Annotated in this window: 10 protein-coding genes; 7 read left to right on the forward strand and 3 right to left on the reverse strand. The window is 76.1% G+C overall.

The genetic code is table 11. The annotated features are described in order from the left end of the window. Nucleotides 1-4: 4 nt before the first annotated feature. Together IEZ31_RS27495 and IEZ31_RS59445 are read right to left on the reverse strand one after the other, a co-directional pair. Nucleotides 5-586 (reverse strand): glycosyltransferase family 2 protein, encoded by a 582-nt coding sequence (locus IEZ31_RS27495; protein ID WP_190252886.1) that lies wholly within the window; start codon nucleotides 584-586, stop codon nucleotides 5-7. Then, on the reverse strand, nucleotides 555-815 hold the full coding sequence (locus tag IEZ31_RS59445; protein ID WP_373294701.1) for a polysaccharide deacetylase family protein: 261 nt from the start codon (nucleotides 813-815) through the stop codon (nucleotides 555-557). Before IEZ31_RS59445 ends, IEZ31_RS27495 begins: the two co-directional genes overlap by 32 nt. On the opposite strand from IEZ31_RS59445, the gene IEZ31_RS27505 reads away from it, so the two are divergent. The 6 genes from IEZ31_RS27505 (at nucleotide 802) to IEZ31_RS27530 (ending at nucleotide 12300) form a co-directional block, all read left to right on the forward strand. After that, entirely contained in the window at nucleotides 802-1134 is a 333-nt protein-coding gene (locus IEZ31_RS27505) for a lysozyme family protein (protein WP_190252985.1), read from the forward strand. The genes IEZ31_RS59445 and IEZ31_RS27505 overlap by 14 nt on opposite strands. Nucleotides 1135-1301: 167 nt before the next feature. After that, nucleotides 1302-1652 carry a hypothetical protein gene (locus tag IEZ31_RS27510; RefSeq protein WP_190252887.1) on the forward strand — a complete coding sequence of 117 codons (351 nt, stop codon included), beginning with the start codon at nucleotides 1302-1304 and terminating at the stop codon, nucleotides 1650-1652. Nucleotides 1653-1795: 143 nt separating this feature from the next. Beyond that, on the forward strand, nucleotides 1796-3082 hold the full coding sequence (locus IEZ31_RS27515) for an ArsB/NhaD family transporter (protein WP_190252888.1): 1287 nt from the start codon (nucleotides 1796-1798) through the stop codon (nucleotides 3080-3082). A gap of 17 nt (nucleotides 3083-3099) precedes the next feature. Further along, the gene (locus IEZ31_RS27520) at nucleotides 3100-3558 is read left to right on the forward strand and encodes a cation:proton antiporter regulatory subunit (protein WP_190252889.1); all 459 of its coding nucleotides are present in this window, start codon (nucleotides 3100-3102) and stop codon (nucleotides 3556-3558) included. Between the two features lie 158 nt (nucleotides 3559-3716). Then, nucleotides 3717-9749: a tetratricopeptide repeat protein gene (locus IEZ31_RS27525; RefSeq protein ID WP_190252890.1), complete on the forward strand. Its 6033-nt coding sequence runs from the start codon at nucleotides 3717-3719 to the stop codon at nucleotides 9747-9749. Nucleotides 9750-9975: 226 nt separating this feature from the next. Then, nucleotides 9976-12300, forward strand: a complete 2325-nt coding sequence (locus IEZ31_RS27530; protein ID WP_190252891.1) for an ATP-binding protein — start codon at nucleotides 9976-9978, stop codon at nucleotides 12298-12300. A 15-nt stretch (nucleotides 12301-12315) separates the two neighbouring features. Here the strand turns inward: IEZ31_RS27530 and IEZ31_RS27535 are convergent, their stop codons facing one another. Further along, nucleotides 12316-13062, reverse strand: a complete 747-nt coding sequence (locus tag IEZ31_RS27535; protein ID WP_190252892.1) for a sulfite exporter TauE/SafE family protein — start codon at nucleotides 13060-13062, stop codon at nucleotides 12316-12318. 258 nt (nucleotides 13063-13320) lie between these two features. Here IEZ31_RS27535 and IEZ31_RS27540 point away from each other — a divergent pair, with 258 nt between their 5' ends. Continuing rightward, nucleotides 13321-13755, forward strand: a complete 435-nt coding sequence (locus IEZ31_RS27540) for a hypothetical protein (protein WP_190252893.1) — start codon at nucleotides 13321-13323, stop codon at nucleotides 13753-13755. Nucleotides 13756-13823 lie beyond the last annotated feature (68 nt).

Here is a 13823-nt window from a genome sequence, read left to right on the forward strand (position 1 = left end):
GCGATCAATATGCGCCGGGCGCCTCGACCACGCCGACCTCGCCGGTGCGGCGCAGCTTCTGCCAGCGTAGCCGGCGGCCGGTGATCGCGGTGACCGCCGAGTACAGCAGGACCAGGTACATCACCTGGCGGTACACGAGCTGCTGCAACGGCAGCGTCCACAAGGGACGCATCGGCTCGCGGTCCAGGCGGAAGGCGAGGATCGCGGTCACCACGTGCACGACCAGCATCGCCAGCCACCCGGCGGCCGTCACCGTCTGGTCGAGGAAGAACGTGCCGTAGATGTCCAGCAGGGGCGCCAGCAGCGGCAGGAGCACGCTGAACAGGGTGATGAAGGGCAGCGCCCGCCGCCCGAGCCGCCCCGACGCCCCGCAGTCGCGGATCGCCGCGCGATGCTTCCAGAGTGCCTGCATGGTCCCATAGCTCCAGCGGTACCGCTGGATCCACAACTGCGACAGGGTGGCCGGCGCCTCCGCGACGTTGCCGAGGCCGAGCGCCTCCACGGCCTCGGCGGTGCCGTCGGTGGAGGCGTCGTCGACCACGATGACCTCGACCTCACGGTGCGCGGAGAGCGCGAGGGAGCGCACCGCCGACCGTCTCCGAGGCGATCGGTGGGGTGCTCGTGAACCGGTAGCCGCGCTGCTGCAGCTGCGGGATGAGCCGGTCGAGGGCGGCGACGGTCTGCGCGCGGTCGCCGCCGGCGTCGTGGAAGAGCACGACGGCGCCGTCCTGGTCCTGCGGGGTCGCGCCGCGCACGATCGCGTCGACGCCGGGCCGCGACCAGTCGCGGCTGTCGAGGTCGTTGAGGACGGTCACGTACCCCTGCCGGGCGGTCTCCTGGACCGTGGACCAGTCCTGGTCGTCCAGCGCGTCGGGGAACGACGGCCTGCCGGCGCTGATCGCGCGGGCGGGCCCCGGCCCGGCGGCGGGCGTGCCGGAGCAGGCCTGGCTGGAGACGTTCCTCGACGCCCGCTCCGACACGCTGCGCCACCCGCACGACGCGGCGACCCACACGGTGTGGGCGGACTCGGCCGGCCGCGCCGCCGCGCTGCGCGACCTGATGGAGGCCGACGAGCACCAACTCGACCCGCCGCTGCACGTCGACGTCTCCGGCGACGAGCACGAACTGCGCTGAGCGTCCGCTTCGAGCCCGGGACGATGTCCGGCCCACGCGGCCGGGTCGGGACGCGCGGCGGCAACGTGGCAGACGGCTCCGCCCAGCGTATCGTCCGTGCGAACGCGCCGAGGCGCGGTCCTCGTCCTGGTAGACTCCGGGATTCAGCGGCCGGTAGGAGGTGCGGAGTGAAGAACGCTTCCGCGCTGCGGGCCGCCGCCGTCGGGCTTGCGCTCACCATGTGTGCGCTGTTGCTCGGGCTCTCCCACGCGCATCATGCGCTGCCGGGGGACACCTTCCAGGTCGCGCGCACCGCGAGTGCGGTCGCCGCCGCGCCCGGGGCCGAGGCGCCGCACGGGCGGAAGCCACTCAAGACCCACGACAACCCCGCCGACGGGCAGGTGTGGCACGCCACGCTGCCCGACGTCGTGGTCGTCGATCCGCGCCTGGTCCGGGTGGCCGGCGCGTCCGCCGAGCGCTTCGTCCATCGTGGACGGTGCGCCGGCACCCCCGGATGCCGGGGCCCGCCGACCTCCTGAGGCACCAGACGCCTTCGTCCGTGAAGCCGTGACCCATCCGGGTCGACGGCCTCGTTGCGTTGCCCTTTCCGGAGGTCCTCCATGTTTCGCATACCGCTGTGCGTTCGTCCGCTCGTCACCCTCCACGGCCCGCCGGGCCGCCCGTGAGCGCCCTCGCCGCGATCGTCATCTTCACGGTCGCCTTCGTCCTCATCGCCACCGAGAAGGTCCATCGCGTCGCCGTCGCGCTCTTCGCGGCCGGGCTCATGGCGCTGCTGGGCCTGGTGCCGGGCAAGGACGTGTTCTTCTCCGAGCACGCCGGCATCGACTGGAACGTCATCTTCCTGCTGCTCGGCATGATGATCATCGTCGGGATCATCAAGCAGACCGGCCTGTTCGAGTATCTGGCGATCTGGGCCGCGAAACGCTCCAAAGGGCGGCCCTACCGGCTGTTCGTGCTGCTCATGGTCATCACCGCGGTGGCGTCGCCGTTCCTGGACAACGTCACCACGATCATGCTGGTGGCCCCGGTGACCGTCCTGGTCTGCCGGAAGCTGGGCATGTCCGCGGTGCCGTATCTGATCGCGGAGGCCCTCGCCTCCAACATCGGTGGCGCCGCGACGCTCATCGGCGACCCGCCGAACATCATCATCGGCAGCCGGGCCGGGCTGACGTTCAACGACTTCGTGGTGCACATGGCGCCGATCGTCGTCGTGGTGTTCGCCCTGTTCGTGCTGCTGGCGTGGGTGATGTTCCGCAAGCGCTTCGAGTACCACCCGGAGCGCGTCGCCGAGGTCATGGCCCTCGACGAGCGGGAGTCCATCACCGACCGTGGGCTGCTCGTGCGCTGCCTGGCCGTGCTCGCGCTGGTGGTCGCCGGGTTCTCGCTCCACGCGGTCATCCACGTCGAGCCGGCGATCATCGCGCTGCTCGGCGCCGGGCTGATGGTGCTCGTCTCGCGGGTGAGCACCGAGCGGTACCTCGAGGAGGTCGAGTGGTCGACGCTCGTCTTCTTCATGGGCCTGTTCGTCATGGTCGGCGGGCTGGTCGAGACCGGCGTCATCCACCGCATCGGCGCGTGGGCGTCCGGCCAGGTCGGTGACAACTACTTCATGGCCGCCACCGGGCTGCTGTTCGGCTCGGCGGTCCTGGGGGCGTTCTTCGACAACATTCCGTACGTGGCGACCATGGCCCCGATCGTCGAGGACCTCGTCGCCACCACGTCCGACCCGGAGACCGGCCGCTCGTTGTGGTGGGCATTCGCCCTCGGCGCCGATTTCGGCGGCAACGGTACCGCGGTGGCCGCGAGCGCCAACCTGGTCGTTCTCGGCATCGCCGCCCGAGCCGGCGAGCCGATCAGTTTCTGGCAGTTCACCCGCTACGGCATCGTCACCACGGTGATGACCACGGTCGTCGCGTGGGGCTATGTCTGGCTCCGGTACTTCTCATGACCGCCGAGGGAGGCATCGTGCGAACCGATCAGCGTCCACTTCCCGGCGTGGGCACCCTGCACCTGCTCCACGCGGACGACGGCCACCACGTCGGGCTCGTCCACCACGCCGACGACCGCCGCGAGCTGGTGGTCTACGACCCGGCCGACCCGGACACCCGCATGACCGGCGTCCTGCTCACCACCGCCGAGGCGGGCGTCCTCGCCGACCTGCTCGGCGTCGACGGCCCGACGGTGCACTGCGCGCGGCTCGACCGGTACGCCGAGCGCGTCGCGGTGCTCCAGGTCCTCATCGGCGCCGGCCGCCCCGCGATGGACGCGGCCGTCGACGGCGCGGTGGTCGCCGCCGTCGTCCGCGACGACCAGGTCCTCGTCGCCCCGGGCCGGCAGTTCCGGTTCAGCCCCGGCGACGTCGTCGTGGTCGTCGGCCGGCCCGACGCGGCCATGGAGGTGATCGACTTCCTCACGGCGGCCTGACCGGCGCTCGTCCCGGCCGCGGGCATCCCGTCCGCGGCCGGAACGACCCGGCTGACAGGCCGGTACGGCCGATACGACCGGAGGTTCTGGGGCGGCCCGCGCGCCGGTAGCGTCGCGTGCGGGGATGGGCTCCTGGTCATCGGCGGAGGTAGTCACGTATGACCGGGTTCGGGCCGGCGGAGGAGCTGCCGCGGGTCAGCCAGCAGGTGACGGCCGCCGGCGGGTTCGCCTACGGGGTCGTCGGGGCCGACATTCACGTGTTCGGCGACGGGATGCCGCTGTACGTGCTGGAGAACTGGCGGCCGGCCGCGGAGCCCGACCCGGAGTGGCTGCGGGAGCTGCCGAGCCGGATGCTCAACGCCCGGTTCGAGGTCGTCGGCTTCACCGGCCGGACGGCCGAGCTGGCCGGGCTGCACGCGTGGTGCGGCACCGGGCCGCGGCTGGCCGCGCGCTGGCTGCACGGGCCCGGCGGGGTCGGTAAGTCGCGGCTCGCCGCGCAGTTCGCGGCGGAGGCGGCCGGGCTCGGCTGGAAGGTCGTCACCGCCACGCACGGGCCCGGCGCGGTGCTGCCGCCGCCGGGCAGCCAGGACCTGACCCTCGACGGCGCGGCCGGGCTGCTGATGATCGTCGACTACGCCGACCGGTGGCCGCACACGCATCTGACCTGGTTGTTCAGCAACGCCGTCCTGCACCGGCCCGGTGTCACCACCCGGGTGCTGCTGCTCGCCCGGACCGCCGACGCCTGGCCGTCGGTGCGCGCGGCCCTGGCCAACCACCAGGCCGGCACGTCCGGCCAGGCGCTGGAGCCGCTGCCCGGCGAGGGCGACGGCCGCGCGACGATGTTCGGGGCGGCCCGGGACAGCTTCGGCGCGCGGTACGGGATCCCCCATCCGTCCGAAGTGGAACGTCCGGCCCTGCTCGACCAGCCGGGCCTGGGGCTCACGCTCGCGCTGCACATGGCGGCGCTGGTCGCGGTGGACGCCCACGTCAGCGGCCGGCGGGTGCCGGCCGACCCGGCCGGCCTCAGCGTGTACCTGCTGGACCGCGAGCACCGGCACTGGGCCGACCGGTACGGCGACCCGTCCCACAACCTCGAACCCGGGCCGGTGCCGCACAGCCCGCCCGACGTGATGAGCCGGACCGTGTTCGTGGCCGCGCTCAGCGGTCCCGTCCCCGAGCCGGCCGGCCTGGCGCTGATGCGGCACGCGCACGCCGGGCCGGCACCCGCGCAGGTCCTCGCCGACCACGCGCTGTGCTACCCGCCCGCGGGACCGGGCCTGGTGCTGTCCCCGCTGTACCCCGACCGGCTCGCCGAGGACTTCCTCGCGCTCACGCTGCCCGGGCACCGCGCCGACTACCCCGCCCAGCCGTGGGCCGGCCCCACGACCACGGGCCTGCTGGCATCGCGGGACGTGGCCGCGCGGGCGGTCACGTTCCTCGCCGCCGCAACGGCCCGGTGGCCCCACGTCGGGCCGGCGGTGCTGTACCCGGCGCTGGAGGCCGACCCGCAGCTCGCCCTCGACGCCGGCAGCGCGGCCCTGAGCGCGCTCGCCGCCATCGACGACGTCGACCCGGAGCTGCTGGCCCGCATCGAGGCCCGGTTCCCGGACCGCGCACACCTGGAGCTCGACCCCGGCATCGCCGCCGTCGCCGAACGCCTCACGCTGCACCGGCTCGCCGGCACCGGCGAACCCGCCGACCGGGCTGAGCTGCATCAGGCGCTCGCGGTGCGCCAGTCGCGGGCCGGGCTCGACGAGCAGGCCCTGTCCAACGCCGAGCAGGCGGTGGCGCTGTTCCGGACGGTCACCGGCGGGTCGGCGGAACCGGACCTGCGGCTCGCCCGCGCGCTGTACGACCTCGGGTTCCTGCTGTCGAGCGGGGAGCGCAACACCGAGGCGGTCGCGGCCACGCGGGAGGCGGCCGGCCTGTTCCGGGCGGCGGTCCGGCACCACCGCGGCGAGAACTTCGAGTACGCCAGGGCGCTGACCAGCCTCGGCACGCTGCTGCGGTTCGTCGGCCGGTTCCAGGAGTCGGTGGCGGCGGCGCGGCTCGCGGTGGCGATCCACCGCCGGGTGGCCGCGGCCGCCCCGCACGTGGCGTCCGCCCGGGTCGAGCTCGCCGTGGCGCTCGGCGTGCTGTCGTCGGCGCTGGCCGCCCTCGGGCAGCGCGGCGACGCCGCCGTCGCCGCGCAGGAGGCCCACCGGCTGCGCGAGGCCGCCGCGGCGAACGACCCGGGCGCGTCCGGAACCGACCGTGCGGCCGGCCTGCTCAACCTGGCCCGGCGGCTGTCCGACGAAGGGCGGGCGGCGGAGGCGTTGCACGCCACCGAGGAGGCACTCGACGTCTACCAGCGGGCCGCCGCGCTCAACCCCGCCGGCTACGGGCTGACGCTCGTGCAGGCGCTGGGCGACCTCAGCCGGCGGCTGGCCGCGGCCGGCCGGTCGAGCGAGGCGATCGACCGCTCGCTGGAGGCCCTCGCCCTCGTCCGGCGGCTCGCCCGGACCGTGGCCACCGTCTCCGAGGCGCACGTCGTGCGGGGGCTCAGCCGGCACGCCGAGCTGCTGTGCGAGCTGAGCCGGTGGGACGAGGCGATCGAAGTACTGCTGGAGGCCGCCGATCTGCAGCGCACGCTTCCCGAGGCCCAGCGCGGTTTCGGCATGCTGTACCGGCTGTCGGTCCTCCTCGCCGCGGACGGCCGTGGTGCGGAGGCCATGGCGGCGAACGAGGAGGCGCTGCGGCTGGGCCGGGCGCAGGCCGCGGCCGAGCCGGAGGCCAACCTGGACAACCTGGCGAGCGTGCTCAACGGCTACGCCGTCCGGCTCTTCGAGGCCGGTCGCCCGCAGGAGGCGATCGAGGCCGGCGCCGAGTCGATCCGGATCCGGCGCCGCCGCCTCGACGAGCACCCCGGCCTCAACGAGCACGAGCTCGTCACCTCGCTCGGCAACCAGGGCGTCTGGCTGTCGCGGCTCGACCGCCACGACGCGGCGCTGGACGCCCTGACCGAGGCCGTGACGGTCGGGCGGCGGCTGGCCGCGGCCGAGCCGCGCCGGTACCGGGCCGAGCTCGCCCGCGCGGCGCACAACCGCGGCGACTGCCTCGGCCGGCTCGGCCGCTGGGAGGAGGCCCTGGCGGGCTTTCAGGAGGCGCTGGCGGTGCACCGGGAGCTCGCCGCCGAACAGTGGGCCGTGCACGCGCCGGCGCTGGCGAAGTCGTGCACGGCGGTGGCCACGGCGCTGACCGCGCTCGACCGGCCGGGGGAGGCGCTGCCGTACCACGAGGAGGCGGCCACCGTCTTCGGGCGGCTCGCCGAGGACGACCCGGCCGGGTACGCCGAGGAACGCGCGGCGGCTGTGGCGCGGCTGACGCAGGAGGCCCGGCCCGCCGCCGCCGAGCCGCCCGCCGACGGCCCGGCCGCCTGGTACGCGGAGGCGGCGCGCCTGATGCCGAGGCTGATCTCCGAGCCCGGCGAGCAGGTGGCCGACCGGGTCATCGACCTGCTGGAGCGCGCGTCCTCGGCGCCCGGCGTGCCGGCCGCCGACCGGGCCCGGAGCCTCGGCGTGCTCGGCATCGCGTGCCGGGTGCGGTACGGCCGCACCGGCGCCGTCGCCGATCTCGACCGGTCGCTCGACGCGCTGCGCCGGGCGATCGGCCGCTACGCGGACGATCAGCGGCAGCGCGACCTGCTGGCCGGTTCGCTCGTCGCCACCGTCAAGGGCCGGGCCGGGCACCCGATGACCGACGCCGAGCTCGTCGCGCTGATCGGCTGCCTGCGCGAGACGGCGGCCCGGGTCTCGGCCGGGGAACCGCAGCGGACCAGCCTCCTGGCCTGGCTGCGGACGCTGCTCACCCGGCGGTTCGCGGACCTGCAGGAGCCGGCCGACCTGGACGAGGCGATCGACGCCGGTCGCGCGGTCCTGGCCGGCCCGCCGCCCGAGGACCTCGATCGCGCCTACCAGGTGCGGGTGCTGGACGAGCTCCTCCGGACGCGGCTGCTGCTCGCCGGCTCGGCCGCCGAACGCGGCCCCGCTTCGATGACCCGCGACGAGCTGTTCGAGGCGGTCCAGGCCAGGGCGGTCGCGGTCACCGGCGACGGCCCGGAGCCCGACCCGTCGGCGGCGCTCGGCCCGGACGCGCTGGCGGAGGTGGTCGAGCTGGCCCGCCGGGTCGAGGCCGACCTGGCGCGACGCCCGGTGAACGGCGCGGACCTGCTGGCCGCGTTCATGATCGGCGTTGTGCGCTTCGTCCGGCACTCCGTGCTGGCCGGCGACGATGCCACCGACCTGGCGGCCGCGCAGCGGTGGTTCGGTCTGGTACTGCAGGTGGCGCCGGCGATCGTCCCCGAGGGGCTCCTCGGCATGGTGGCCGAGATCGCGCCACCGGCCGGCGACGACCCACCGGCCTGGGCCGCGGAGGCGGCGCGGCTGCTCGACCTCCCGCAGGCCGACGAGGTGCCGCAGTTGCTGGACCGGGCGATCCGGCTGTACGAGCAGGCGGCCGCCGCGTCGCCGGACCACGACGCCGCGCTGCCCGGATGGCTGGACCACCTCGGCCGGGCCCGCTTCCGGCGGTACCAGCGCACCAGGGACGTCACCGACCTGGACCGTGAGGTCGAGGCGCTGCGCCGCGCGATCGCGGCCACCGCGCACGGGACGGCCGACCGGTCCGCGCGACTCAACCGGCTGGCCGGCGCGATCACGCTGCGGGCCAGGCTGCTCGACCGGCCGGCGGACGCGCGGGAGGCGGTCGACCTCGCCCGGCGCGCGGTCGAGATGGTCCCGGCCGGCGATCCCCGCCACGCGCGGTACCTCAACACCCTCGGCGGGGCCTGGCTGTACCGGTTCGAGGCGACCTACGAACTGTCCGACGTGGACGCCGCCCTCGATGCGCTCCAGGGCGCGGCCGGCGGCCTGCCGGACGGCGACCCGCTGTGGGCCGGCCGGCAGCGGCAGCTCGCGGAGGCGTGGCTGGCGCGGGCGTCCGTGACCGCGGCGGTGCCGGACATCGACCGCGCGATCGAGGTGTTCGAACGCATCGCGGCTGCCAAAGCGAACGATTCGCGGTCCCTGGCCGACCTGGCGCACGCCTGGTCGAAGCGGTACGCGCACTCGCATCGGCCGGCCGACCGGGAACGGATCGTCGAGATCGGCCAGCGGGCGCTGGACGCGGCCGCGGACGAGCCGGCCAACGACGGCGGCGCGGCACGCACGCTCGGGTCCATCTCCACCGCGCTGCGCATCCGGCAGAACGCCGCCGACCTGGACGCCGCCGTCGACCTCCGCCAACGGATCGTGGCCGCGATGCCGTCCGGCTCGGCCCAGCGGGCGAGGTACCTCGCGCTGCTGGCCCAGGCCCTGCGCGAACGGTTCGAGCGCGGCGGTGACCCGGCCGACCGCGACGAGTGGGAGACCGTGGCGGGCGATCTCGTGGCGGCCACCCCGGAGGACGACCCGGCGCGGGCCGGCCGGCTCGCCGGCCTGAGCGAGGCCCGGGCCGCACGGCTCGCGCCGGCGAGCGACGCCGGGCCCGGCGGCCCGGCCGACTCCGTGCGTACCGACGACCCGGAGGAACTGGCCCGGTTGAGCCGCCGGCTGTGCCTGCGGGGCCGGCAGGAGGGGGACCGGGCCGACCTCGACGAGGCGGTGCGGCTGGCGGAGCAGGCGCTCGACCGTACACCGGCGGACCGCGGCACCCGGGCGGAGCGGTGGTTCGACCTCGGCAACGCCCGCCTGGCCCGGCGCGGCGAGCTCGCCGACCTCGACCGGGCGGTCGACGCCCACGGCGAGGCGGTGCTGGCTTCGGCGGAGATCCTGCCGCAGTACGCGCGGTACGCCGAAGCGCTGGTGACGGCCCTGCTGGAGCGGTACGAGTGGACGTTCGAGCCGGCCGACCTGGACCGCGCCCTGGCCGCGGCCGGCCGGGCCGTCGCGTCCGGCGGGGCCCGGCCGGCCGACCGCGCCCGCTGCCTGTGCCACCTGAGCGCCGTGCTGCGGCTGCGCTTCGAGCGGACCGGCGACCACCGCGAGCTGGACCAGGCCGTCGAGCACGGGCGGCGGGCGGTCGCCGCGCTGGAGGGCCACCCGGCGGCCGAGGCCGTCCTGGCCGCCGCGCTGGAGGAGCAGCGCCGGTGGGCACCGATTCCCGACCAGGCGCTCGGCAACCTCGCGGCCGACACGGCGCGGCAGCGGCGGTAGGCGCTGTCCCGGCTGCACGCGGCGTCGCCCGGCTGCATATGGCTGCACGCGGCTGCACGCGGCTGCACGTGGCTTCACGTGGTGAGCGGCACCGGTGCCCTCGTGCCACCGGTGCCGCTCCACTCCATCGTTGACGATCGGTGCCCCGGCTTCCAGGACGTTCGCCGGTACTTCGTCGGAACTTGCCGTGCCGAAGTTGTCGTACGGGGGGCGTACGGTTGCGGGCGTGAGTGAGGTCGAGGAATCGAGGGCGTTCGGTGAGCTCGTCCGCGCCCATCGGCGGCGGCTGGGCCTCACGCAGGAGGAGCTGGCGACCAAGGCCGGCCTGAGCGTCCGCAGCATCGTCAAGATCGAGGGCGGCCGGACCGCGGCGCCGCGGCCGCCGACCGTCCGGCTGCTCGCCGACGTGTTCGGGCTGACCGGCGCCGACGCGGAGCACTTCCGCCGCTGCGCGGCCGGCGCGGCCGAGCCGCCCGCGGCGCCGCCCCGCGCCGGGGTGCCGGCGCAGCTGCCGCCCGACGTGTCGGCGTTCACCGGGCGGGAGGAGCAGCTCGGCGCCCTCGACGCCGCCGCCGATCAGGCGACCGCCGTCCTCGTCGCCGTGGTCACCGGCCCGGCCGGCGCCGGCAAGACGGCCCTCGCGGTCCGCTGGGCGCACCGGGTCCGCGAGCGCTTCCCCGACGGCCAGCTCTATCTCAACCTGCGCGGCTCCGACCCGGCCCAGCCGATGACCGCCGCCGACGCCCTGGTCCGCCTGCTCGCCGCGCTCGGCGTGACCGGCGAGGAGGTCCCCGTCGACGTCGACGACCGGGCCGCCCGCTTCCGCACCGAGATCGCCGACCGGCGCGTCCTGCTGCTGCTCGACAACGCGTCCACGGCCGGTCAGGTCCGGCCGCTGCTGCCCGGCACCGCGTCCAGTGCCGTCCTCGTGACCAGCCGCGACGCCCTCGCCGGCCTGGTCGCCGTCGACGGCGCGCACCGGCTCGCCGTCGGCCTGCTGCCGCCCGGCGACGCCCACGCCCTGCTCCGGCGGCTCATCGGCCCGCGGGCCGCGGCCGCCGAGGACGCCGTCGCCCGCATCGCCGAGCAGTGCGCGCGATTACCGCTGGCGCTGCGGGTCGCCGCCGAGCTGGCCGCCTCCCGCGCCGACACCGGCCTCGACGACCTGGCCGCCGAGCTGCACGACCAGCGGCGCCGGCTCGACCTGCTCGTCGTCGACGACGACCCGCGGGCGTCGGTGCGGGTCGTGCTGTCCTGGTCGATCCGGCACCTGCCGCCCGGCGTCGCGCGCACGTTCGCCCTGCTCGGCCTGCACCCCGGTCCCGACCTCGACGCCCACGCCGCCGCGGCGCTGACCGGTGCGGCCCTCGGCCCGGCCCGCGGTGAGCTGGAGCTGCTCGCCCGGGCCAACCTGGTCCACCGGACCGGGCCCGGGCGATACGGGATGCACGACCTGCTCCGCGCCTACGCCCTCGAGCTGGCGCCCGGCGGCCCGCAGCTCGACGGGCTGCTCGACTACTACCGGGCGGCCGCGGCCGCCGCCATGAACGTGGCATACCCGACCGATGCCCACCACCGCCCCGCCGTGCCGCCGGCAGCCGGGCCGCTGCCGGAGCTCGCCGACCGGGAGGCGGCCCGGGCCTGGCTCGACCGGGAGCGGGCCGTGCTCATCGCGATCGTCGCCGGGGCCGCAGCCGCGGGCCGCCCGGGGCACGCCGTCGACCTGGCCCGCGTCCTGGCCCGCCACCTCGGCGCCGATCCCGCCGACGCCGTCACCGTCCACGGCCACGCCCTCGACGCCGCGCTGGCCTCCGGCGACCGCGCCGGCGAGGCCCACAGCCGCAACGTGCTCGGCGTGGCCCTGCTGCGGCTCGGCCGGCCTGCCGCGGTCGAGGTGCTGGAGCGCGCCGTCGAGCTGTTCGCCGCGATCGGCGACCCGGCCGGGCAGGCCCGCGCGCTGAACAACCTCGGTTACGCCGCCAGCCGTCAGGGCCGGCTCCCGTCCGCCGTGGCCTCCTTCGAGGCGGCGCTGCGCCTGTTCCGCCAGGTCGGCGACCGCACCGGCGCGGCCCGCACCCTGAACAACCTCGGCCTCGCCGAGGAGCGGCAGGGCCGGTATGCCGCGGCCGAGCAGCACCACCTGGAGGCCCTCGCGCTGTACCGGGCGCTGGGCGACCCGGGCGGCGAGGCGGGCGCCCTGACCGACCTGGGCATCGCCGAGCACCGCCTGGGCCGGCTGGACGAGGCCGCCGAGCACCACCGGCAGGCCCTGTCGATGTTTCTCGACGGGCTCGACCGCGTCGGCGAGGCCTGGGCCCGCAACGGCCTGGGCGAGGCCGCCCTCGCCCTCGGGAACCCGGCCGGCGCCGTCGACCACCACACCGCAGCCCTGGACGCGGCGACGGCGGCGGGCGTCCGCGACCAGCAGGCCCGTGCCCACCGCGGCCTCGGCGAGGCGCACGAGGCGCTGCGCGACCGGGCGAGCGCCCGCACCCACCGCGTCCTGGCCGCCACGCTCTACGCGGAGCTGGGCATGCCGGAGCCCGCCTGACGCCCGGCGGTGTCGTCACCGCAGCAGGAGCTGGACCAGCGCCACCGTGCCGACGGCGAGGATCAGCAGGCGCAGTGCCGCGGGGGAGAGGCGGCGGCCCAGGCGGGCGCCCACCTGGCCGCCGAGGGCGGAGCCGGCCGCGAGCAGGGCGACGGCCGGCCAGGCGACGTGGGCGTGGAACAGCAGGACCGCTGACGCCGCGGTGTTGACGACGGCGACCAGGACGTTCTTCACGGCGTTGCGGCGCTGCGCCGGCTCGTCGAGCAGGGCGCCCATGAGGGCCATGTAGATGATGCCCTGGGCGGCGGCGAAGTACCCGCCGTAGACGCTGGCGAGCGTCAGCCCGGCGAACAGCGCCTTGCCGCCGTCGCGGCGCTCCGCCCGGCGGCTGAGCCTCCTGGCGATGACCGGCTGCAGCGCGACGAGCACGAGCGCGAGGGCGACGAGCACCGGCACGATCACGTCGAACGCGCCGGCCGGCAGGGCGAGCAGGAGGGTCGCGCCCGTCAGGCCGCCCAGGGTCGCGCCGGCTGCGAGGTACAACAGGATCCGGCGGCCGGGAAGGTCCTTCCGGTAGCCGATCGCGCCGCTCACCGACCCCGGCGTCATGCCGATGGCGTTGGAGACGGTCGCGGTGAGCGGGGGCAGGCCGGTGGCGAGCAGGACGGGGAAGGTGACCAGCGTGCCGGACCCGACGACGGTGTTGACGGCCCCGGCGGCCAGCCCCGCCACGAGCACGGCGAGCATCTCCCCCAAGGTCATGAGCCCGAGGGTAGGCCACGGGCAGTTCGGCGCCCGCCGAAGCGGTCCTGCAGCCGCTGGCGCCGGGGCCGCGCCGGCACCGGACACGGTGGCCGGGCCCACACCGGCCGCGGTGGACTCGATCACGTGGGCCTCGGCAGCAGAGCGTCGACGACGGGATCGTCGTCTCCCCGTCCACCGAGGACTGCCAGCAGGGCTGGTGCGTTCCGTTGCGCCCGGCGTCCACAATGGGGGGACGCGTCGCGAGGAGGAACCGCAGTGGACCTGGCGTGGCTGGCGCAGGTGGGGATGACGGGCGCGGCCGCGCTCGTGCAGGCCGTCGCGACCGACGGCTGGCAGCTGGCCCGGGACGGGTTCGCCCGGCTGCTCGGGCGCGGCGACCCCGGCCGGGAGGGCCTCGCCGGACAGCGGCTCGACGCCCTCGCCGCCGAGGTGGAGCAGGCGCCGGCCGACCAGCGCGACGAGGTCCGGCGGCGGCTCCTGCCGGCCTGGCAGACCCGCCTCACCGACCTCGTGGAGGAGGACCCGGCGCTGGCCGAGGCGCTGGTCGCGCTGCGCGACGAGGTGCTGGAGCGGCTGCCGGCGGCGCAGCAGCAGTGGGTCCAGCACATCACGGCCTCCGCGCCGGGTGCCACCGCCCAGGGAGTGATGTTCGGGAACATCATCAACCACCCGGGGCCGCCTACGGCGTGATCGGCGGACAGCGGCCCGAGCAGGACGCCTGCCGGCGCGGCTCCTCGCCTGCATGTCCGCAGACACGC

Origin of the sequence: Dactylosporangium sucinum, from assembly GCF_014647515.1 — a bacterium.
Classification (GTDB): domain Bacteria; phylum Actinomycetota; class Actinomycetes; order Mycobacteriales; family Micromonosporaceae; genus Dactylosporangium; species Dactylosporangium sucinum.